Source organism: Pyramidobacter sp. CG50-2 (assembly GCF_003612005.1).
Lineage (GTDB): Bacteria > Synergistota > Synergistia > Synergistales > Dethiosulfovibrionaceae > Pyramidobacter.
In genome coordinates this window covers 1-18983 of sequence record NZ_RAWT01000053.1, presented here as the reverse complement: position 1 = coordinate 18983, position 18983 = coordinate 1, and the positions used below count along the sequence as shown (strand labels likewise).

Annotated in this window: 22 protein-coding genes, 7 tRNA genes, 1 riboswitch and 1 other annotated feature; of the genes, 25 read left to right on the top strand and 4 right to left on the bottom strand. The window is 60.5% G+C overall.

Going from position 1 to position 18983, the window contains the following annotated elements; genetic code table 11:
- The 19 genes from D7D26_RS10105 to D7D26_RS10015 all read left to right on the top strand — a co-directional run.
- On the top strand, positions 1-78 hold a 78-nt coding region (locus D7D26_RS10105), incomplete at its 5' end, for an EF-Tu C-terminal domain-related protein (RefSeq protein WP_147413055.1).
- Positions 79-188: 110 nt separating this feature from the next.
- The gene (gene rpmG, locus D7D26_RS10100; protein ID WP_078016860.1) at positions 189-338 is read left to right on the top strand and encodes a 50S ribosomal protein L33; all 150 of its coding nucleotides are present in this window, start codon (positions 189-191) and stop codon (positions 336-338) included.
- Between the two features lie 21 nt (positions 339-359).
- A tRNA-Trp gene (locus D7D26_RS10095) sits at positions 360-436 on the top strand.
- Positions 437-477: 41 nt separating this feature from the next.
- Entirely contained in the window at positions 478-660 is a 183-nt protein-coding gene (gene secE, locus D7D26_RS10090) for a preprotein translocase subunit SecE (RefSeq protein WP_078016861.1), read from the top strand.
- 75 nt (positions 661-735) lie between these two features.
- A complete protein-coding gene (gene nusG / locus D7D26_RS10085) occupies positions 736-1281 on the top strand; it encodes a transcription termination/antitermination protein NusG (protein WP_078016862.1) in 546 nt (181 codons plus the stop codon).
- An 80-nt stretch (positions 1282-1361) separates the two neighbouring features.
- Positions 1362-1787, top strand: a complete 426-nt coding sequence (rplK, locus tag D7D26_RS10080) for a 50S ribosomal protein L11 (protein WP_078016863.1) — start codon at positions 1362-1364, stop codon at positions 1785-1787.
- Between the two features lie 59 nt (positions 1788-1846).
- A complete protein-coding gene (gene rplA, locus D7D26_RS10075) occupies positions 1847-2563 on the top strand; it encodes a 50S ribosomal protein L1 (RefSeq protein WP_078016864.1) in 717 nt (238 codons plus the stop codon).
- Positions 2564-2625: 62 nt separating this feature from the next.
- Positions 2626-2790: a sequence feature (ribosomal protein L10 leader region), on the top strand.
- Positions 2791-2800: 10 nt separating this feature from the next.
- Positions 2801-3331 (top strand): 50S ribosomal protein L10, encoded by a 531-nt coding sequence (gene rplJ / locus D7D26_RS10070; protein WP_120372952.1) that lies wholly within the window; start codon positions 2801-2803, stop codon positions 3329-3331.
- 89 nt (positions 3332-3420) lie between these two features.
- Positions 3421-3798 carry a 50S ribosomal protein L7/L12 gene (gene rplL, locus D7D26_RS10065; RefSeq protein WP_078016866.1) on the top strand — a complete coding sequence of 126 codons (378 nt, stop codon included), beginning with the start codon at positions 3421-3423 and terminating at the stop codon, positions 3796-3798.
- Positions 3799-3900: 102 nt separating this feature from the next.
- Positions 3901-4752 carry an amidohydrolase family protein gene (locus D7D26_RS10060; RefSeq protein WP_078016867.1) on the top strand — a complete coding sequence of 284 codons (852 nt, stop codon included), beginning with the start codon at positions 3901-3903 and terminating at the stop codon, positions 4750-4752.
- Between the two features lie 97 nt (positions 4753-4849).
- A tRNA-Val gene (locus D7D26_RS10055) sits at positions 4850-4924 on the top strand.
- A 7-nt stretch (positions 4925-4931) separates the two neighbouring features.
- Positions 4932-5008 (top strand) — tRNA-Asp (locus D7D26_RS10050).
- Positions 5009-5014: 6 nt separating this feature from the next.
- A tRNA-Phe gene (locus tag D7D26_RS10045) sits at positions 5015-5090 on the top strand.
- Between the two features lie 6 nt (positions 5091-5096).
- A tRNA-Gly gene (locus D7D26_RS10040) sits at positions 5097-5171 on the top strand.
- A gap of 18 nt (positions 5172-5189) precedes the next feature.
- A tRNA-Cys gene (locus D7D26_RS10035) sits at positions 5190-5263 on the top strand.
- A gap of 6 nt (positions 5264-5269) precedes the next feature.
- Positions 5270-5345 (top strand) — tRNA-Asn (locus tag D7D26_RS10030).
- 223 nt (positions 5346-5568) lie between these two features.
- Positions 5569-5994, top strand: coding sequence for a hypothetical protein (locus D7D26_RS12500; RefSeq protein ID WP_199674763.1), 426 nt, complete (start codon positions 5569-5571; stop codon positions 5992-5994).
- Positions 5995-6020: 26 nt separating this feature from the next.
- A complete protein-coding gene (locus D7D26_RS10020; RefSeq protein ID WP_078016868.1) occupies positions 6021-7013 on the top strand; it encodes a radical SAM protein in 993 nt (330 codons plus the stop codon).
- A 316-nt stretch (positions 7014-7329) separates the two neighbouring features.
- Positions 7330-8682 carry a sodium-dependent transporter gene (locus tag D7D26_RS10015; protein ID WP_078016869.1) on the top strand — a complete coding sequence of 451 codons (1353 nt, stop codon included), beginning with the start codon at positions 7330-7332 and terminating at the stop codon, positions 8680-8682.
- Between the two features lie 53 nt (positions 8683-8735).
- Here D7D26_RS10015 and D7D26_RS10010 read toward each other — a convergent pair whose 3' ends face one another.
- The 4 genes from D7D26_RS10010 to D7D26_RS09995 all read right to left on the bottom strand — a co-directional run bounded on the left by D7D26_RS10010 (position 8736) and on the right by D7D26_RS09995 (position 12541).
- Positions 8736-9944 (bottom strand): ATP-binding protein, encoded by a 1209-nt coding sequence (locus D7D26_RS10010; RefSeq protein ID WP_078016870.1) that lies wholly within the window; start codon positions 9942-9944, stop codon positions 8736-8738.
- Between the two features lie 311 nt (positions 9945-10255).
- Entirely contained in the window at positions 10256-11251 is a 996-nt protein-coding gene (gene hypE / locus D7D26_RS10005) for a hydrogenase expression/formation protein HypE (RefSeq protein WP_120372951.1), read from the bottom strand.
- Positions 11248-12330, bottom strand: coding sequence for a hydrogenase formation protein HypD (gene hypD / locus D7D26_RS10000; RefSeq protein WP_120372950.1), 1083 nt, complete (start codon positions 12328-12330; stop codon positions 11248-11250). Before hypD ends, hypE begins: the two co-directional genes overlap by 4 nt.
- Positions 12308-12541, bottom strand: coding sequence for a HypC/HybG/HupF family hydrogenase formation chaperone (locus tag D7D26_RS09995; protein ID WP_308559918.1), 234 nt, complete (start codon positions 12539-12541; stop codon positions 12308-12310). The genes hypD and D7D26_RS09995 overlap by 23 nt, the downstream gene beginning before the upstream one ends.
- 254 nt (positions 12542-12795) lie before the next feature.
- On the opposite strand from D7D26_RS09995, the gene D7D26_RS09990 reads away from it, so the two are divergent.
- The 6 genes from D7D26_RS09990 (at position 12796) to D7D26_RS09965 (ending at position 18808) form a co-directional block, all read left to right on the top strand.
- The gene (locus D7D26_RS09990; RefSeq protein WP_078016873.1) at positions 12796-13122 is read left to right on the top strand and encodes a thioredoxin family protein; all 327 of its coding nucleotides are present in this window, start codon (positions 12796-12798) and stop codon (positions 13120-13122) included.
- Between the two features lie 358 nt (positions 13123-13480).
- Positions 13481-13595: riboswitch (glycine riboswitch) on the top strand.
- Between the two features lie 39 nt (positions 13596-13634).
- Complete coding sequence (locus D7D26_RS09985; RefSeq protein WP_233543544.1) at positions 13635-14048, top strand: GrdX family protein; 414 nt, start codon at positions 13635-13637, stop codon at positions 14046-14048.
- Positions 14049-14205: 157 nt separating this feature from the next.
- On the top strand, positions 14206-15498 hold the full coding sequence (locus tag D7D26_RS09980) for a glycine/sarcosine/betaine reductase component B subunit (protein WP_078016875.1): 1293 nt from the start codon (positions 14206-14208) through the stop codon (positions 15496-15498).
- A gap of 60 nt (positions 15499-15558) precedes the next feature.
- Complete coding sequence (grdB, locus tag D7D26_RS09975) at positions 15559-16869, top strand: glycine reductase complex selenoprotein B (protein WP_078016876.1); 1311 nt, start codon at positions 15559-15561, stop codon at positions 16867-16869.
- Positions 16870-17001: 132 nt separating this feature from the next.
- On the top strand, positions 17002-18072 hold the full coding sequence (locus D7D26_RS09970; protein ID WP_233543542.1) for an AI-2E family transporter: 1071 nt from the start codon (positions 17002-17004) through the stop codon (positions 18070-18072).
- A 91-nt stretch (positions 18073-18163) separates the two neighbouring features.
- The gene (locus D7D26_RS09965; protein ID WP_233543540.1) at positions 18164-18808 is read left to right on the top strand and encodes a HutP family protein; all 645 of its coding nucleotides are present in this window, start codon (positions 18164-18166) and stop codon (positions 18806-18808) included.
- The last annotated feature ends 175 nt before the right edge of the window (positions 18809-18983 follow it).

The following is an 18983-nucleotide window of genomic DNA, read 5'->3' as shown; positions in this document are numbered from 1 at the left end:
AACGAAGGCCTTCGCTTCGCCATCCGCGAAGGCGGCCACACCGTCGGCGCCGGCGTCGTCTCCCAGATCCTCGAGTAGATCTCCCTGGGCCTTTTATAAGGAAAGGACTTTGAAAGAAAAAATCCTCCTGCTCTGGCGGCGGGAGGATTTTTCCCGGAATTTTTTTTCACTGAGAGGAGGTGCACGTCATGGCAGACGAGATCGGCCTTACATGCACTGAATGCAAGAACCGCAACTACGTGACCTTCATCAACAAGAAGAACATGAACGGCAAACTTCAGCTGAACAAGTACTGCAAGCACTGCAGAAAACACACCTTGCACAAAGAGAGCAAGTAGTGTATAATCCCTGATTGTCGCAGGTCCGTAGCTCCAATTGGTAGAGCGTCGGTCTCCAAAACCGAGGGTTGAAGGTTCGAATCCTTCCGGGCCTGCCATTATGTTGTGACCAAAACAAAAAGAATAGGGGGCCAAGGTTGTGGATAAGCTCAAAAGCACGCTCCGCGAAGCGCGCGCCGAACTCAACAAGATCACTTGGCCTGGCAAACAGCAAGTCTGGTATTCTACTCTGGTCGTGATCTTTGTAACGCTCCTTGTGGCGACGTATCTCGGAATCGTCGATCTGGTCCTGACGGGAGTTTTTTCAAAGATTCTTGGATAGGATCTTTTTGCCGGGCATCCAATTCCATTGCAGGGAGGTTCAGGGGGCCGATGTTTTTCGGGTCCCTTTTTTACTATGACCGAAAAAAAACATGAATGGTTCACTGTCCAGACCTATTCTGGATATGAAAACAAGGTCAAAGCCAACCTGGATCAGCGGATTGCTTCGATGGGCATGGAGAACAAGATCTTCCGCGTTCTCGTGCCGACGGAAGAACGAGTCGTTGTCAAGGATGGAAAGTCGCGACGCATTTCCCACAAGCTCTTCCCCAGTTACGTGCTGGTGGAGATGATCATGGACGAGCAGTCGTGGTATGTCGTGCGTCATACGCCCGGCGTGACGGGGTTCATCGGCGCCGGCAACCATCCGCTGCCGATCACCGACAGCGAGATCGACGAGATCCTCGTCAAGATCGGCGAGAAGGAAGCCGCCCCGGCGCCCAAGGTCGAGATCGACTGCGAGATCGGCGACCGCGTCCGCGTGTCGGCCGGTCCCCTCGCTGGCATGGAGGGCCCCGTGACGGAGATCTCGCCCGGCAAGGGCAAGGTAAAATTCAGCGCCAACGTCTTCGGACACGACACTGAGATCGAAGTGGATTATGCAGAGCTGGAAAAGCTCTGATAAATAAGTCCGCCGCCGTCTCTTGTACGATGGGAGCGGGCTTCACTAAATCTGCGCATTAGCGAGAGGAGTCTTTAAGTATGGCAAAGAAAGTCATTGGCGTGGTCAAACTCCAGCTGCCCGCTGGCAAAGCCACACCTGCGCCACCCGTGGGACCCGCGCTTGGCCAGTACGGTGTGAACATCATGGAGTTCGTGAAGCAGTTCAACGCGAAAACGGCGTCTCAGCCGGGGATGATCATCCCCGCCGTGCTGACCGTTTACGCGGACAGAAGCTTCTCCTTCATCCTCAAGACACCGCCTGCAAGCGTGCTGATTCGTAAGGCTGCGGGAATCGAAAAAGGATCGGGCGCGCCGAACAAGAGCAAAGTCGCGAAGCTGACGATGGCCCAGGTCATGGAGATCGCCAAGGTCAAGCTGCCCGACATGAACGCCAACGACGTGGACGCCGCCGCCGCGATGGTGGCCGGCACCGCCCGTTCGATGGGCGTCGACGTCACCGAGTAGCCGCCGCAAGGCGTACCGTGGAAGGCGAAAGCCGTCATCACCACAAGGAGGAAAAAACAATGGCAAAAATTGGCAAGAGACGCGCCGAGCTTCTCAAGAAGCTGGAGCCCCTCAAGGCGTACGGCCTCGAAGAGGGCATCGAATTGGCCCTTTCGGCCGCGAACGCGAAGTTCGACGAGAGCGTGGAGATCCACGTCCGTCTGAACGTCGATCCCCGTCAGGCGGATCAGCAGGTGCGCAGCACCGTTGGCCTGCCCAACGGCACCGGCAAGACGAAGCGCGTCGTCGTCCTGACTTCCACCGACAAAAACGTGGAAGCTCAGGAAGCGGGCGCCGATTACGTCGGCAGCACCGATCTGGTCGACAAGATCAAGGGCGGCTGGATGGACTTCGAAGCCGTCGTCGCCACGCCGGAAATGATGAAGTTCATCGGCCCTCTCGGCAAGGTGCTCGGCCCCCGCGGGCTGATGCCCAGCGCCAAAGCCGGTACGGTCACGGCCAACGTCGGCTCGACCGTCAAGGAGATCAAGGCCGGCCGCGTCGAGTACCGCGTCGATAAGTTCGGCATCCTGCACAACGCCATCGGCAAGGCCAGCTTCGGCAAGGACAAGATCCTCGAGAACATCAAGGCCTATTACGCCGCGGTGCTCAAGTCCCGCCCCGTCGCCGTCAAGGGCGCTTACGTGAAGTCCCTGACGTTGTCCACGACCATGGGCGTAGGCGTGCGCATCGACGCCGCCGACGCGGAAAAAATCTGCGCGGCTGCCGCCGAATAAGGTTTCGCCCTTCGTCAACCTCTCGCGCAAGCGAGGGGTTGATTTTTTTTATCCCTTCGGGTATAATCCACAACTGTGAACTTAAGACAGTGGGTACCTTCGGGTACAAAGGTTTGCCGCCCACCGAGGTTCGGAATGTAAAACGACTTCATGCTGCGCCGTGCGCGCGTATTGTGGCGTTCAATCTTCCCTGCCTGCGGAGGCGGGGAAGATTTTTATTTGAGGAGGTGAATCGATTTGCCCGCACAGTATAAAGTTGATCAGGTTGCCGAACTGAAAGATCTGTTCAGCGGCGCCGAGGCGATTTTCGTCGCCGAATACCGCGGTCTGACCGTGGCTCAGGCTTCCGCGCTGCGCAAGGCGATCCGCTCTGCCGGCGGCAAGGCGAAAGTGGCCCGTAACCGGCTTGCCGAGATCGCTCTCGACGAAGTGGGACTGGCCAAGGACGTGAAGATGATGAAGGGGCCCAACCTCTACGTCGTCGCCGCCGACAACAGCCCCGCCGTGGCCAAGGCCATCAAGGATTTCAGCGAAGTGAAGGAAAACGCCGCGTTCGTCATCAAGGGCGGCGTGATGGGGAAGGAACTGCTGGACCTCGACAACGTCAAAGCTCTGGCCGCCATGCCCTCCCGCGACGAGCTCATCGCCAAGGCGGTCGGCTCCATCGCCAGCCCGCTCCGCGGCCTCGTTACGGTTCTGTCCGGCCTGCCCCGCGGCCTTGTGACCGCGCTGTCCGCGATCGCCGACAAGAAGAAAGAAGCTGCGTAAAAGCAGCGTGACCGCGCTCCGAGAGCGCACATCCGAGAATCCGGCGGCCTGAGGCCGCCTGAACAAATTTCCCGAGGAGGAAAATTACTATGACCAAAGATGAGATCATTTCCGCGATTGAAAGCATGTCCGTTCTTGACCTGGCCGACCTGGTGAAGGCCCTTGAAGAGAAGTTCGGCGTTTCCGCCGCCGCGCCCGTGATGATGGCCGCGGGCGGCGCCGCTGCCGGCGCTGCCGCTCCCGCCGCCGAGGAGAAGACCGAGTTCGACGTGGTGCTGAAGGAAGTCGGCGCCCAGAAACTCCAGGTCATCAAGGTCGTCCGCGAAGTCACCGGCCTTGGCCTCAAGGACGCCAAGGACTTTGTCGAGAACCCCGGCAAACCGATCAAGGAAGGCCTGTCCAAGGAAGACGCCGAAGCTCTCGTCAAGCAGTTCGAGGGTACCGGCGCGACCGTCGTGCTTGCTTAATCGCCCGATACGAAAAAATGTGCCTGAAAAAGGGGATCCCGTCGCTGGCGGGATCCCCTTTTTTTTGTTATGATGCGGGCGAGACGGCGAGGAGGAATGGTCATGACACCGGTAATCGACGTGCACGTCCACGTGTATCCCGAACAGTTCGTCAGGGATCAGGAGTTGATTTCGAAAAGGGAGCCGCATTTCGATCTGCTCACGCACAACAGGGTCCATAAATGGGGCACGGCGGATCAGCTGATCCGCCGCATGGACGAGACGGGCGTCGAGCAGTCGTGGATCTTCGGCTTCGCGTTCCGCGATCCCGGGCTGTGCGCGATCTGCAACGACTACGTGATCGACGCCGTGCGGCGTTATCCGGGGCGGTTGAAGGGCTTCGCCTCGGTCTCGCCGCTGACGCGGGGGTTTACCGCCGAGGCGGAGCGCTGCGCCGACGCCGGGCTGATCGGCATCGGCGAGCTGTTTCCGCAGGGGCAGAACTTCGATCTCGGCGACCGGCGCCAGACGTGGCGGCTGGCCGCCGTGCTGGAGGAGCGCCGGCTGCTGCTCAACGTGCATACGGCCGAGCCGGTGGGGCACGACTACGACGGCAAGGGCAACGTCGGGCCCAAGGAAGCCGCGGCGTTCTGCCTGAACCATCCCGGCGTCAGGGTGATCTTCGCCCACTTCGGCGGCGGCCTCTGGCTGTACGAGACCATGCCGGAGATGAAACTTGCGCTCAAAAACGCCCGGTACGACACGGCCGCCTGGCCGTTCCTGTACGACGCGCGCGTGCTCGCCGCGGCGAAGGCCGCTGGCGCGCTGGACAAGATGCTGTACGGCACCGACTGGCCGATCCTGGACCGCGAGCGCTTCGCGTCGCGGCTGCGGGGTTGCGGCCTGGACGAGCGGGAAAAAGAGGCGTTCATGGGCGGCGCGGCGGCGCGTCTGCTGGCTGAAAGAGAGCGCTGAGCGGCGCTCGGGCGGCGCGGGGTTTTTGCGAAACCGAACTTGACAGGTCCAAAGCATGATGATAGAATCTTCCTCGTGCTAGCGAGGCGGCATACAGGGGCGGTTAGCTCAGCGGAAGAGCGCCTGCCTTACAAGCAGGTGGTCACAGGTTCGATCCCTGTATCGCCCACCATCCAATAGGGGTTGTAGCTCAGTCGGTTAGAGCGTCGGCCTGTCACGCCGAAGGTCGAGAGTTCGAGTCTCTTCAGCCCCGCCATTGCACGGCGAGATAGCTCAGTTGGTAGAGCAGGGGACTGAAAATCCCCGTGTCCCCAGTCCGATTCTGGGTCTCGCCACCATCCGATGCGGAAGTAGCTCAGGGGTAGAGCACAACCTTGCCAAGGTTGGGGTCGCGGGTTCAAATCCCGTCTTCCGCTCCATTTTGACGTTAAGAGACCGGCGGCATAGCCAAGTGGTAAGGCAGAGGACTGCAAATCCTTTATCCCCAGTTCGAATCTGGGTGCCGCCTCCATAAAATTCCTCGATAGCTCAGTCGGCAGAGCGGGTGACTGTTAATCACTAGGTCGCAGGTTCAAGTCCTGCTCGAGGAGCCAGAATGTTCACGGGCTTTCAGCATAGTCGCGCTGAAAGCCCGTTTTTTTGTTTTTGGCGGCGTGAATGCGGGCGAAAGCCGGCCGGCTTCCGTCCACATTTTATCGCGCCGCCGCCCTTCGCTTTTCGAAAAGAACGCTGCTCTTGACAGGCCAACGGCTTTAAACTAGAATTCCTGATAGGAATAAACACAATGAATACAGAACGGGAAGAATTGACTCAGGAATGGTCGGGCTTCGAGAGCGAACTGCGGCGGACGATCGGCGAAAAGAAGGGGTATCGGCATCGCTCTGGCCGCCGGCAGAAATACGATCGAAGCGGCGTTGGTTCGTAAAAAAATCGCTGCCGACGATGCGGCAGGCATCCGGAAAAAGGACGCCTGCCGCATTGTGGCGGCTGATTGAAAAGAGGGAAGAACGCATGTTTTTTCAGTTCGACTATTTTTTACGGATGTTCACGATTATCTTCTCGGGATTCAAAGACACGGTTTCGATGGCGTTCGTCCCGCTCGTTTTCGCGGTGCTGCTCGGCTTTGTCCTGGCGGCGTCGCGATACTGCAACATTCCCGCGCTGAAGCGGTTTTCCGTCGAGCTCGCGTCGCTTTTCCGCAGCGCGCCGAGAGTGCGCAAATTCGTGGGGTCCGTGGCGTGAGGGCGTTAGTGTCAAGCGCAGCGCAAATGCCGGATCGCTTCCGCCGGGGCACGGGGCCTGACGGCGTGGACCGCGATTTCGTCGAGACTGCGGCGCGGCTCAGAAAAGAGCTTTACGAAGAATACGGCGCCTTTTACTACGTGCCGATGGCGGAATCCCGAGCCGTGCAGCTTCCCGTCTCCGTGGGGTGCAGCTATGGCCGCTGCCTCTTCTGCGACCTGAATCACGGGCTGGCCTACCGGGAGCTTTCCTGCCCGGAGATACGGGACAAGGTCGGGAAATTGCGTTTTCTCCACAAATACGACCGCCGGCCCGTGCGGCGCTGTCTTTTGTCTGGAGGGAACCCGTTTTGTTTGCCCGCGGAGAAACTGCTGTGGATCGCCGGGGAGCTGCGCGGCGCCTTTCCCGAGTGCGAGTCCGTCTCCTGCTTCGCACGGGCGGACGACGTGATGAAAAAGTCGGCGGAGGAACTTGAGATCCTGCGCGCGGCCGGATACGACCGCCTGTGCCTGGGGATCGAGTCGGGGTCGGAGCGGGTGCTCCGCTATCACGAGAAGGGCGTGGGGCGCGCCGGGAACGCCGAGGCCATGAGGAAGCTCGACGCCGCCGGGATAAGCTATTCAGTCTACGTCATCCTGGGGCTGGGGGGACGGGCTCTTTCCGACGAGCACATCGCCGAGACGGCAAGCCTGCTGAACGGAGCGCATCCCTTCGAGCTGACGGTGGTGAACCTGGTACTGTTCAGGGGAGCCCGTCTGGCGGAGCGCGTGCGCGCGGGCGAGTTCAAGCGGCTTCGGCCGCTCGAGGCTCTGGGCGAGGGGCGGCGTCTTCTCTCGCTGCTGGAGATACCGACCGTCTACGACGGGACCCACAAGACCAACGCCTTTCCGCTGAAAGGGCGTCTGCCGGAGCACAAAGCGCTCCTGCTGCGCCGGATGGACTGGGCCATCGAGCGTCTGAGCCGCGGGAACGTGCAGGAATACGAGATGCGAAGATGGCGCAACTGGTTCACGGAGTAACGCCCCGCATCGGGAAAAAATCGGCGTCTGCCGCGAACGTGAGGAAAAAACGCGCCGGTTCCGTTTTAATGAAATCCGGAAATCCGAATCACTTCAATCGGCGGGGTTCTTGAGGTCGCCCCGCCCGCGCCGCCTTCCGCAGGCGCCGTTTCATCGCCGCTGTTTTTTCGTCGTATTCTCGCAATGTGCTGAATTATGAAAAAAATGCCCCTCAAAACGTGGCACATGTGCTATAATGCCGCTAACTTTTCAGGAAAACGGCGAGACGGAATTTTTCGCCTGTTCTGAAGATCTTGTCGTTTGAGGAGTGAAGGGTATGGAACGAGAGAGTTTCAAGTCGCGGATCGGTTTCATCCTGGTCAGCGCCGGGTGCGCGATCGGCATCGGCAACGTGTGGAAGTATCCCTGGCTGGTGGGGCAGAACGGCGGCGGCATTTTCGTGCTGTTCTACCTGCTGTTTTTGATCTGTATGGGCATTCCCGTGCTGACGATGGAGCTGGCGGTGGGACGCGGCAGCCGCAAGAGCGCCGTCAAGGGCTACGAGACGCTGGAGCCGGCCGGCAGCAAATGGCACGTACACGGCTGGTTCTGCGTGGCGGGCAACTATCTGCTGATGATGTACTACACGACGGTTTCCGGCTGGATGCTGTCGTACTTCTTCAAGTTCACCTTCGGCACGTTCGACGGCATGGCGGCCGAGAAGGTGAACGGCGTCTTCGGCGGCATGCTCGGCAATCCCGAGGAGATGGCGCTGTGCATGGCGCTGACGGTGATCGGCGGCTTTCTGGTCTGTTCCATGGGGATGCAGAAGGGGCTGGAGAAGGTCACCAAGTGGATGATGCTCGGCCTGCTGGCGCTGATCGTGGTGCTGGCGGTGCACAGTCTGCTGCTGCCGGGGGCTGGGGAAGGGGCGCGCTTTTATCTGTTGCCCAGCGTGGAGCGCATGAAGGCTTCCGGGCTCGGCTCCGTGATCATGGCGGCCATGAACCAGTCGTTCTTCACGCTCAGCCTCGGCATCGCCTCGATGGAGATCTTCGGCAGCTACATGTCGGATCAGTTCACGCTGACCGGCGAGGCCGTGCGCATCGTCGCGCTCGACACCTTCGTGGCGTTCATGGCCGGACTGATCATCTTTCCCGCCTGCTTCAGCTTCGGCGTGCAGCCCGACGCCGGCCCGTCGCTGATCTTCCTCACGCTGCCCAAGGTCTTCATCAACATGGAGGCGGGCCGTTTGTGGGGCTCGCTGTTCTTCCTGTTCATGACCTTCGCCAGCTTCTCGACGGTGATCACCGTGTTCGAAAACATCCTGGCCGCCTGCATGGACAACTTCGGCTGGTCGCGTACCAAGTCCGTGTGGTTTAACTGCGCCTTCGTGCTCGTGACCAGCGTGCCCTGCGTGCTGGGCTACAATCTGTGGAGCGACGTGCGCATCCTCGGTTCGCGCGACGTGCTCGACAGCGAAGACTTTGTCGTCAGCAATCTGCTGCTGCCGCTGGGGTCGCTGATCTATCTGCTGTTCTGCGTGACGAAATGGGGCTGGGGCTTCGACAAATACCTGGCGGAGTGCAACAAGGGCGTGGGCATCAAGATGAGCCGCCGCTTCAAGCCATATTTTCAGTTCGTGCTGCCGCTGCTGATCCTGGCGATCCTGATCCAGGGGCTGATGTAACAAACAAAGAGGACTTCCCGCACACGGGAAGTCCTCTTGATGTTTCTTGAGATTTATCTTTGTACGGCGGCGCGGAATTTCTGCTTCCGGCTCTTCGGAGTTTCGGGAAGCGTCATGGCGAGAAGTCGGGCATCAAGCAGCGGCGTGATGTAACGCTGCGTGACGTAGAACACGGTTTTTATGCCTAAAAAATCGGCGATCTCGCGACGGGTACGCGGGATCCGGCAGAATTCGAGCAGGCGCGCCGCGCTGTCGGGCAGTTCGTCTACGCCGACAGGCCGATCGTTCCGGCTGCGGTTGTAGAACGTGACGACGAATTCGTTGCGGCGATTTTCGAAAACCGGCTCGGGCAGCCCCATGGCCGCCATTTCGCGGCACATGGTGGGGATGCCGGAATAACGATTTTCGGCCTGCGTCAGCGTCTCGGCCATGACTGCCAGCGTGGAGTTGCGCAGATCGGGCCGACCCTGTCCCAGCTGTTCGACGGTCATGCGGCCATAGAGCGCGCCGGGGCTGTGGATTTCGAGCCGATCGGTGAAAAAGTCGATCTGTATGGGCGTCCCTTCGGTATGGAGGCTGTAGTCGCGGTGGATCAGCGCGTTGAGGATGGCTTCGCGGATCGCGATGAGCGGGTATTCTGGGACGTCGCGCCGTTCTCCTGTCTGCGCGTCGACGACGGTCCGCACCTTCATGTTGCGGCTGCAGAAAGCGAGAGCTTCTTCCGCCATGGCGGACAGAGACCCTTCGATCCTTTTATTGTCGATGAAACGGGCGCGCCCGGCGTCGACGTCGCCGATGCGCGTACCGGGAACGACCACAGCGGTGATCGCCAGTTGAGGGAAGAATCCCTGCGGATACAGGCCGAACGTCATCACGGCGGCCAGAGTGAGAGCTCCGCCACGGGTGATGTTCAGCATTTCATAGGCCTGCGCTTCGGAAAGCTGGCTGAAGCCGGGACGTTCAAAACGCTTTTGTGAAAGATATCGATGGAGTTGGTTTTGATCCAGCATCTGCAACGTGGCGCGTTCGACGGGGCGTTCGTCGTCATGCAGACGGCGGCGGAACGCTTCGTAGCTGTACAGTTCGTAGTCCGTCATCGGCAGGTCTGCGTCGCCGACGCTGTCTTGATTGGAGAAGCTGGACAGCGTGCCGTACAGTTTTTGCGGACAGCCGTCGTGAGCTGCCTTGACCTCGATGGTCCGGGATTCCGCCTTTTGTTGGCGGAGCGACTGGATCAGCTGGACTAATTCTTCGCTTAACATGAAACGTCACCTCCCGATGAACACATCATGCCATAAATGAACAAACGAAATCAACGAATAGAAGTGAATAAACAAAGAAAAATTGTGTTTTAGCTGATAGAATCGCCAAATAAACAAACAGATCAGCAAAATTTCAGCAAAAAATATTGCGCTGAAATTTTGCTGATCTGCCGTCTTTTTGCTCATACGACTTCGAGAGATCCGCAAAGCGGGTGGCGCAGGCCGCGCGGCGGTCGGAGATCGTCCCGCGCGACGGAGCCTTCTCGGGAGGCGGCCGCTTTTCATTTTGGCGCGCGTCGGAGGGAAATTCGTCAGCAGATCCGCGGCAGGATCTCGCCGACGGGCATGTCGACGATGCGGGAGCCGCCGAGCCGGGTCTTCATGCCCACGAGCCCGGTGTGTTCCGCCGTGACGGTGCCGATAAGGGCGGCGTCGCGCCCCAGCGGATGGCGGCGGAGCCGCGCGAGCGCGTTTTCCGTTTCTGCCGGGGCGCAGGCGATCAGGGCGCAGCCTTCGCTGGCGAGGTAGAGCGGATCGAAACCGAGGATATCGCAGATGGCGGCGACGGAGGGATGGAGCGCGAGGCGTTCCTCTTCGATCTCCATGCCGAGGCCCGCGGCTTCGGCCCACTCGCAGAGCACGGTGCCGAGGCCGCCGCGCGTGCAGTCGCGCATGCAGCGCAGGCCCTCGAGCGGCAACAACGGCGCCAGCAGGGGCCAGAGGGCGGCGCAGTCGCTTTCCAGGCCGCCGCGGTCGAGTCCGTAGCGCAGCGCGGCGATGACCGCGCCGTGGCGTCCCGGCGTGGTGGAGAGAATCAGCGCGTCGCCGGGACGCAGGCGGTTCATGCCCAGCGGCCGGGGCGTGGCGGCATGGCCGAGGGCGGTGACGTTGAAAAACGCGCCTTCACAGGCGCCGCGAGGCACCACTTTCGTGTCGCCGGCCGCCAGCGTGGCGCCGAGGGCTTCGCACTGGAGGGCGGCGCTCCGCACGAGGCGCAGCAATTCCGCGCGCGGCAGCCCTTCCTCGATGATCATGCCCAGCGTCAGCCACTGCGGCCTGACGCCGCGCACCGCCAGGTCGTTCGTGGCGCCGCAGACGGCCAGGTGCCCCATGTCGCCGCCGGGGAAAAATCGCGGCGAGACCGTGAAGCCGTCGGTGGTGACGGCCAGGTCCCCTTCTATAAACGTGCAGTCTTCGCAGCCGCCTTTTTGCCCGTCGCAGGCGGCGAAGTTCTTTATCACGGAGGCGATGAGATCGGCCGTGAGGCGGCCGCCGCTTCCTTCGCCCAACGAGATCAGTTCGCTCATAGTCTTCCTCCCCGGCGGCCGTAACGGTACCACGCGCCGCAGCTTCCTTCCGACGAGACCATGCAGGGGCCGACGGGCTCCTGCGGCGTGCAGACCTTTCCAAAAAGAGCGCACTGCGGCGGCGCGAGTCGGCCGCGCAGCACCTCGCCGCAGCGGCAGCCGGGAATGGGCGCGCTGACGGCGGGCGGCAGCTCCAGCTTGGCGCGGGCGTCGCAGCGGGAGTACGGGGCGCGCAGTTTCAGCCCCGACATCCCGATCGTGCCCAGGCCGCGCCAGACGCTGTCGCAGGGCGTGAAACACTCGTCGATCAGCGCCCGGGCGCGCGGATTGCCGTGATCGCGCACGCCGCTCGGATAGGCGTTGACGATGCGCGGCTTCCGGCGCGCGATCTGCGACAGCAGCGCGCACAACGCCAGCAGGATCTGCTCTCCCTCGAAGCCGCCCACGGCGCAGGCGAGGCGGTACTTTTCGGCCAGGATCCCGTAAGGCTCCAGCCCGATGATGCTCGAGACGTGCCCCGGCAGCAGAAAACCCTTCACGCCGGTCCGCGGATCCTGCGCCAGCAGTTCGAGCGCCGGGAGGACCCGCTTATGCTCGACCAGCACGGAAACGTTGCCGACGCCGAGACGCTTCGCTTCTTGAAGAAGCAGGGCCGTCTGCGGCGTCGTCGTCTCGAAGCCGACGGCGAAAAAAACGAACTCCCGCTGCGGCTCGCGCAGAGCCAGCGGGATCACGTCCAAGGCGCTCATGACCACGCGCACGTCGCCGCCGCGGGCCGCCGCTTCGCGCAGCGAGCCGCCTCGTCCCGGCACGCGGATCATGTCGCCGTAGCTGCACAACGCCACGCCGGGCAGCGAAGCCGCCGCGATGGCCTGGTCGACGTCGGCCTGATCGGTGACGCAGACCGGGCAGCCGGGGCCGGAAAGCAGCCCGACGTTTTCCGGCAGCAGCGAGCGCAGGCCGCTGCGGAAGATCGACACCGTATGAGTGCCGCAGACTTCCATCAGCGTGACCGGTCCCGTGCGCCGGGCCAGCTCCGCCAACGTCCGCGCGGCGCTAGAAAGGAAGCTGCCCCGCATCGCCGGCGCCTTCCCGGATTTCGGCCCAGAGCGCTTCCAGTTCCGCGCCGTCGCGTTCGTCGACTTTTTCGATGGCAAAACCGGCATGCACCAGCACGAGATCCCCCACGGCCGGCGCGTCCAGCAGGTCGACGCGGATCGAACGGCGGATCGGGCCGGCCGAAGCGATCGCGCTGCCGTCGCCGCAAAGCTCTTCAATTCTGTGAGGCACTGCGAGACACATCTGTCCGCCCCCTTTTTTTTTCGAAAACCCTTCGTCAATTATACAACGGCGAAACGCTTTCGCCGCACGGCAGTTGCATCCCGCCCGAAACGTTTTTCCAATTTGTTGCATGTTTGAACTTTGAGGCGTTTATATCTTATTCATTTTGCGTCATTGACGTAACCGATTCTGGCGTTAAAATGAAACGGTAAAAGCCGCACGAACTGCGCGGACAAAAACACCTTTCAAGGAGTGGATTCACTATGGCAGTCGAACTTACGAAAGAGACGTATGAAGCGGCGATCGAAGCCAGCAAAAACAAACCCATGTTTATGGATTTCTGGGGCCCCAAGTGCACTCATTGCCTTGCCCTGATGCCCAGCGTCGAAGCTCTCGCCGAGAAGTATGCCGACAAGGTCGACCTGTGCAAGGTCAACATCGCCGGCGGCCGCCGCGTCGCCATGGCCCTCAAGGTCATGAGCCTTCCTTCCTTCCTGTTCTTCAAGAACGGCGCCGAAGTGGCCCGTCTCAGCGGTGACACGGTCACCATCGAGCAGATCGAAGAGAACGTCAAGAAGCTCTGCGAATAACCTCGCCCAACGAAAAAGCCCGCGCGTTTCGCGCGGGCTTTTTGCATCGGACGCCGCGTGAGTTCCGGAGCGGAAATCGGCGCGGGGAGGAGGGCGCGGCGGGATGTTTTTTGTCGTGAATGGGTTTGTATTTTTAAATGAAAAATAAAGGCCGTAAATCTTTATGTTGTGACAGAATGTCGTAAGAATATTTCTTTCTTCGAGGCGTTTGTTTAAAATGCACAAAATAAATTTGCCTTTTTGCGGTTTTGGTGTATTCCTCGTACTTTTGGATCGACTGTTCTTTCATAAAAAACATTACTGAGCGATCGTAAAAAACTTGATATTTTTCTCGTTGGTTGTAAAATGAACCTGGCGAGAGAAATTCGGGAGAGAGATTCCGACCTGTTTTGTGAGCGTCGGACGCCGAAGGGGCAACGCAAAACGTTTTTTCATTGCGGAAACTCTCAGGCACAAAGGATCCCGAGCGGACGCCGCTCTGAATATACGTGCGAATCGTACGACAGAGACTCATGACCACCAGAGAGGTGAGCGTGATGTCCTGTCGCTTTATTTTGCTTACGAACAACCCGCGTTACAAGGACCGCGCCGATTTGCCCGTGCAGTTCGTCGCCGGCGCCGGGAGAGACGTCATCGCAGCCGGGCGCGACCTGATCCACAAGGGATGGGTTCTGCAGAACCATCCGCTGTACGGCAACTTTCGTCCGCATCAGCAGCCCTTTCGCACGTTGTTGCTCAAAAAAGACGAAAAATCGGACTTCGACGAATACGGCCTCAACCTGATCGAAGAGGCGGGGCTCGTCTACGCGAACGATCCCCACCCGCTGACTCCGGCGCAGACGCCGCCCCGGATGTCGGCCGACTGTTCCGAGATCGACTTCGAGCTGATGAAGGAGACGCTTCTCAAGAACGATCTGATCCGCTAGCGTTTTATCCGGGCACGGAGCGGTTCCCTCCGCTGGGCAGAGCGTGGAATCTCTTCTGGCCATGATCTAACGATACAGGTACCGCGCGCCGCCGGATTTTTCCGGCATCAGTGCCCCGACGAGGGGCATGGGTAACATTCAGAAGGGAGGAGTTATCTTGAAGCTTGAACTCCATAAGGTAAAGATTGACAAGATCGCGTTTGGGGACGAATTCTCCGTCAAAGGCGGAGTGCTCACCATCAACAAGAAGGCCATCATCGACCATCTGATGGATGACGATCGTCTCGCCAGTGTCGATGTGGAACTGGCCCATCCGGGCGAAAAGACCCGCATCATGCCCGTGAAGGACGTTGTCGAGCCCCGCTGCAAGATCGAGGGCACCAATGAGGTGTTCCCCGGCATGATCGGCGACGTCGACACCGTCGGCGAAGGTTCCACTCTGGTCCTCGACGGCGCCGCCGTGGTCACCACCGGCCGTCTCGTCGCCCCGCAGGAAGGCATCGTCGACATGTCCGGCCCCGGCGCCGAGCTGACGCCGTTCTCCAAGACCAAAAACATCGTTCTGGTCCTGAATCCCGTCGAGGGGCTCGAGAACCACAACCGCGAGACGAGCTGCCGCATGGCCGGCCTGAAGGCCGCCGTCTTCATCGCCCAGCAGATCAAGAAGGCCGGATTCAAGGCCGACAAGGTCGAGACGTTCGAGGCTCCCTGCTACAAGGACGCCCTGGCCGCCTATCCCGGACTGCCCAAGGTCGCCTACATCTACATGCTGCAGACCCAGGGACTGCTTCACGACACCTACGTCTACGGCGTCGACGCCAAGAAGATCATCCCCTCGGTGATCAACGCCACCGAAGTCATGGACGGCGCCATCTGCTCCGGCAACTGCGTGTCCGCCTGCGACAAGAACAGCACTTACGTGCATCTGAACAACCCCATCATCAAGAGCCTTTACGAGCACCACGGCAAGGATCTGAACTTCATCGGCGTCGTCATCACCAACGAGAACGTGACGCTGGCCGACAAGAAGCGCAGCAGCTCCTACGCCGTCAAGCTGGCCCAGACTCTTGGCGCCGACGCGGCCGTCATTTCCGAGGAAGGCTTCGGCAACCCCGACGCCGACCTGGTCATGAACTGCTGGAAGTGCGAGCGCAAGGGCATCAAGACGGTCCTCGTCACCGACGAGTACGCCAACCGCGACGGCGCCTCCCAGTCTCTGGCCGACACCTGCCCCGAAGGCGACGCCTGCGTCACCGCCGGCAACGCCAACGCTACGATCACCCTGCCTCCGATGGACAAGGTCATCGGCGACATCCAGTTTGCCGACGTCATGGCCGGCGGTTTCTTCGGCTCGCTGAAGAAGGACGGCAGCATCTTCGCCGAGATCCAGATCATCACCGGCGCCACCAGCGAAGTTGGCTTCACCAAGCTGGGCGCTTACACGATCTAGTTCGCGGCCAAGACGCGCGAATCCCTTTTTCCAAGGACAGACTCTTAAGGAGGGGAACTTATGACTTATAAAGTAGTTCACTATATCAACCAGTTCTTCGCCGGCATCGGCGGAGAAGAGAAGGCCGACATCGCGCCCGAAGTGCGCGAAGGCATCGTCGGTCCCGGTCTGGCCCTGAAGAACGCTTTCAAGGGCGAGGCCGATATCGTTGCCACCATCATCTGCGGCGACTCCTACTTCGCCGAGAACATGGACGCCGCTTCCGACTTCGTGGTCGAGGCCGTGAAGAAATACGGCGCCGATGGCTTCGTCGCCGGTCCCGCTTTCAACGCCGGCCGCTACGGCACCGCCTGCGGCGCCGTCTGCAAGGCCGTGGGCGAGAAGCTCGAGATTCCCACCGTTTCCGCCATGTACGTCGAGAACCCCGGCGTCGACCTGTACAAGAAGTACACCTACATCGTCAGCGCCGCCGACAGCGCCCGTGGACTGGGCAAGGCCGTGCCCGCCATGGCCAGCATCATCCTGCGCCAGATGAAGGGCGAAAAGCTCGGCACCCCGGCCGCCGAAGGCTACATCGAGCGCGGCGTGCGCGTCAACAAATTCTACGACGAAGTCGGCGCCGAACGCGCCGTGAAGATGCTGATCAGCAAGCTCAAGGGCGAGAAGTTCGAGACCGAGTACAAGATGCCCGTGTTCGACCGCGTCGAGCCCCGGCCGGCTCTCAAGGACGTCAGCAAGGCCACGATCGCCCTCGTCACTTCCGGCGGCATCGTGCCCTTCGGCAATCCCGACCACATCGCCGCTTCCAGCGCCCAGAACTACGGCGAGTACAACATCGCCGGCGTCGAGGACCTGAAGCAGGGCGAGTATCAGACCGCTCACGGTGGTTACGATCAGACCTACGCCAACGAGGATCCCGACCGCGTGCTGCCCGTCGACGTGATGCGCAAGCTGGAGAAGGAACACAAGATCGGCAAGCTCTACGATTATTTCTACGCCACCGTCGGCAACGGCACCGGCGTCGCCAACGCCAAGCGCTTCGGCACGGAAATCGGCAAGAAGCTGCACGGCAAGGTCGACGCGGTCATCCTCACCTCCACCTGAGGCACCTGCACTCGTTGCGGTGCAACGATGGTCAAGGCTATTGAAGAGAACGCCGACGTCCCCGTGGTCCACATGCTGACGATCGTCCCGATCTCTCTGAGCGTCGGCGCCAACCGTCTGATTCCCACGGTCGCCATTCCTCACCCCCTCGGCAACCCCGCGCTGAAGCCCGAGGAAGAGTTCGCGCTTCGTTACCGTCTGGTCACCCGCGCCCTCAAGGCCCTGCAGACCCCGGTGACCGAGCAGACCGTTTTCACGGAGGACTAAGCGCCTCTCGACGGTTAGAGAGATATTCGAAACCTAAAAAAGGACGCCTTTTTGCGAAGGCGTCCTTTTTTTTATGAGCGAATATGGATATAATATGAAAAAGATCGGAGATTTTGATTTTCTGAAGAAGGGGTGCGAAAGTTGAAAGACCTGAAGATTTTAACAGGCTGTGTCGCCGTGCTGACGGTGATCGCCGTGGGGGTCGTCCTGCAGGCGGCGCAGAATGTCTTTCTGCCTCTGGTGATCGCCTGGATCATTTCATATATCATGGCGCCGGGAGTGCGTTTCATGACTCGTCTGAAAGTGCCGGTCGAAATCACTACGTTCCTGCTGCTGGCGCTGCTGCTGTACATCACGTCGCAGGCGGGCAGCTTCCTGAGCCAGCTGTTCGTCGGTTCGACCGACAAGTTCATGAACTATTACGAACAGCTCGTCGCCATCTGGAACCAGTTCTCGGCCAAATACAACATCACCGCCACCTACCTGCGGGGCGTGGACTGGGGCGGGGCGCTGCGTTCCTATATCATCGCGCTGTCGGGGTCGATCGTCACGATCCTGTCCAAAACGGTGATGGTGATCGTCTTTCTGATGTTCATCCTCTTCGGCAGCCCCTACGTGGAGTATAAAATGCGCAAGGCGTTTCCGCAGAAGAGCGGACAGGTCATGAACATCCTCGATTCGATCTCGACGCAGATCGGCCGTTTCCTTTCGGTGATGACGCTGATCAGCGGCGCGACGGGGATCCTGATCTGGCTGGGGCTGAGCTGGATCGGCGTCGATTTCGCGCCGACGTGGGGCGTGCTGGCGTTCTTCCTGAACTTCATTCCCACGGTCGGTTCGATCGTCGCTTCGGTGCCGCCGATCCTGATTTCGATCGTACAGTTTTATCCTGCGGCGGCCGGCGCTGTGTTCGGCATCCCGCCGCAGGTCTTCATGACGATCGGCGTGATTCTGTCGGTACAGGTGACGATCGGCAACATCATCACGCCCAAGGTGATGGGCGACAGCATGAATCTCAGTCCGGTCATGATCCTGGTTTCGCTGCTGCTCTGGGGCTGGCTCTGGGGCGTGGCGGGGGCGCTGCTTTCCATGCCGATCGCCGGTATCATCAAGATCATCTGCGACAACGTCGACCAGTTGAAGATGGTCGGCGTGCTGATGAGTTCCGGGCAGTCGTTCGAGAAGGAATTCAAGACCGAATAGCGTTCCGCCGGTGAAACGGCGTATGGATTCCCGGCGGTGAAAAAGGGCGGCGGCGTTTTTTCGAGAGGATTGAGAAAGGGGGTGGGTATGGATGAAATGGAGCGGGATTTTCACGGGGAAGAGGACACCGGACGAAAAAGCCCCCATGGATTTTTCCGCGGAGACCGCGGTGGTCGGCGAGAAAACGGCGGTTCCCGCCGACGGCGAAGTCGGCTGCCGGGCTGCCGAGACCGAAGCGGAAGGCCGCGGCGGCGCGGCGGAGAATAAAACGGTCCCTGCCGCGCCGGAGCTCCCTCTTTGCGACGTGACGGTGCGCATGCGCATCAACGATACGGGCGACGTCGCCAAAGCGGCGCTTTATCTGGCGCTTTCGGACGGGATCGGCGAAGAGCGCCGCATCAAGGAAGCGCTGAGCGCCTGCGGGTGGCGCGGCGTGGCCACCGAAGTGGGCGGCATTTCCGGCGAGCTTGCCGCGAAGGCCAGCCGTGCTCTGGTCGGCGCGGCGCTGAACAGCGGCGTCGTGCGCAAGGACGGCGCGGAGATGCACGCGCTCATGCACGCGGCGCAGGAAGCCTTCAAATCTTTCATTCCCTGCGGCCTGCTCGAAACGAGCGTCGGCGCCAAGATCGCCATCGTGCGCAATGCTCAATGGCTGGCCGTGGCCGTCGCCGGCGATGCGGCCTTTCATGCCATCGCCCACCACGAGCGCGTCAGCGTCGGCGTCATGCACATTTGAGTCGTTTCGCGCGGTGCGGCCTCCGTGAGGAGACTTTTCAACTCTGTCAATAGCCAATAAAAAAGTCACCATAACTGCTCATTAAAAAAGTCACCCCCTCACACTCTCATCACAGCAAGACACCTCGAAAGAACTCCCCATCGTGCCGCCATAACAACGTCTACGCGAACGTACA

Coding starts and splice junctions, on each gene's coding strand:
- D7D26_RS12500 (WP_199674763.1), top strand. CDS start 5,569: ATGGTCGGGCTTCGAGAGCGAACTGCGGCGGACGATCGGCGAAAAGAA.
- hypE (WP_120372951.1), bottom strand. CDS start 11,251: ATGAGCGAACTGATCTCGTTGGGCGAAGGAAGCGGCGGCCGCCTCACG.
- rplA (WP_078016864.1), top strand. CDS start 1,847: ATGGCAAAAATTGGCAAGAGACGCGCCGAGCTTCTCAAGAAGCTGGAG.
- D7D26_RS10015 (WP_078016869.1), top strand. CDS start 7,330: ATGGAACGAGAGAGTTTCAAGTCGCGGATCGGTTTCATCCTGGTCAGC.
- D7D26_RS10010 (WP_078016870.1), bottom strand. CDS start 9,944: ATGTTAAGCGAAGAATTAGTCCAGCTGATCCAGTCGCTCCGCCAACAA.
- D7D26_RS09965 (WP_233543540.1), top strand. CDS start 18,164: ATGAAATGGAGCGGGATTTTCACGGGGAAGAGGACACCGGACGAAAAA.
- D7D26_RS10020 (WP_078016868.1), top strand. CDS start 6,021: ATGCCGGATCGCTTCCGCCGGGGCACGGGGCCTGACGGCGTGGACCGC.
- rpmG (WP_078016860.1), top strand. CDS start 189: ATGGCAGACGAGATCGGCCTTACATGCACTGAATGCAAGAACCGCAAC.
- D7D26_RS10060 (WP_078016867.1), top strand. CDS start 3,901: ATGACACCGGTAATCGACGTGCACGTCCACGTGTATCCCGAACAGTTC.
- hypD (WP_120372950.1), bottom strand. CDS start 12,330: ATGCGGGGCAGCTTCCTTTCTAGCGCCGCGCGGACGTTGGCGGAGCTG.
- D7D26_RS09990 (WP_078016873.1), top strand. CDS start 12,796: ATGGCAGTCGAACTTACGAAAGAGACGTATGAAGCGGCGATCGAAGCC.
- rplK (WP_078016863.1), top strand. CDS start 1,362: ATGGCAAAGAAAGTCATTGGCGTGGTCAAACTCCAGCTGCCCGCTGGC.
- rplL (WP_078016866.1), top strand. CDS start 3,421: ATGACCAAAGATGAGATCATTTCCGCGATTGAAAGCATGTCCGTTCTT.
- nusG (WP_078016862.1), top strand. CDS start 736: ATGACCGAAAAAAAACATGAATGGTTCACTGTCCAGACCTATTCTGGA.
- D7D26_RS09985 (WP_233543544.1), top strand. CDS start 13,635: ATGACCACCAGAGAGGTGAGCGTGATGTCCTGTCGCTTTATTTTGCTT.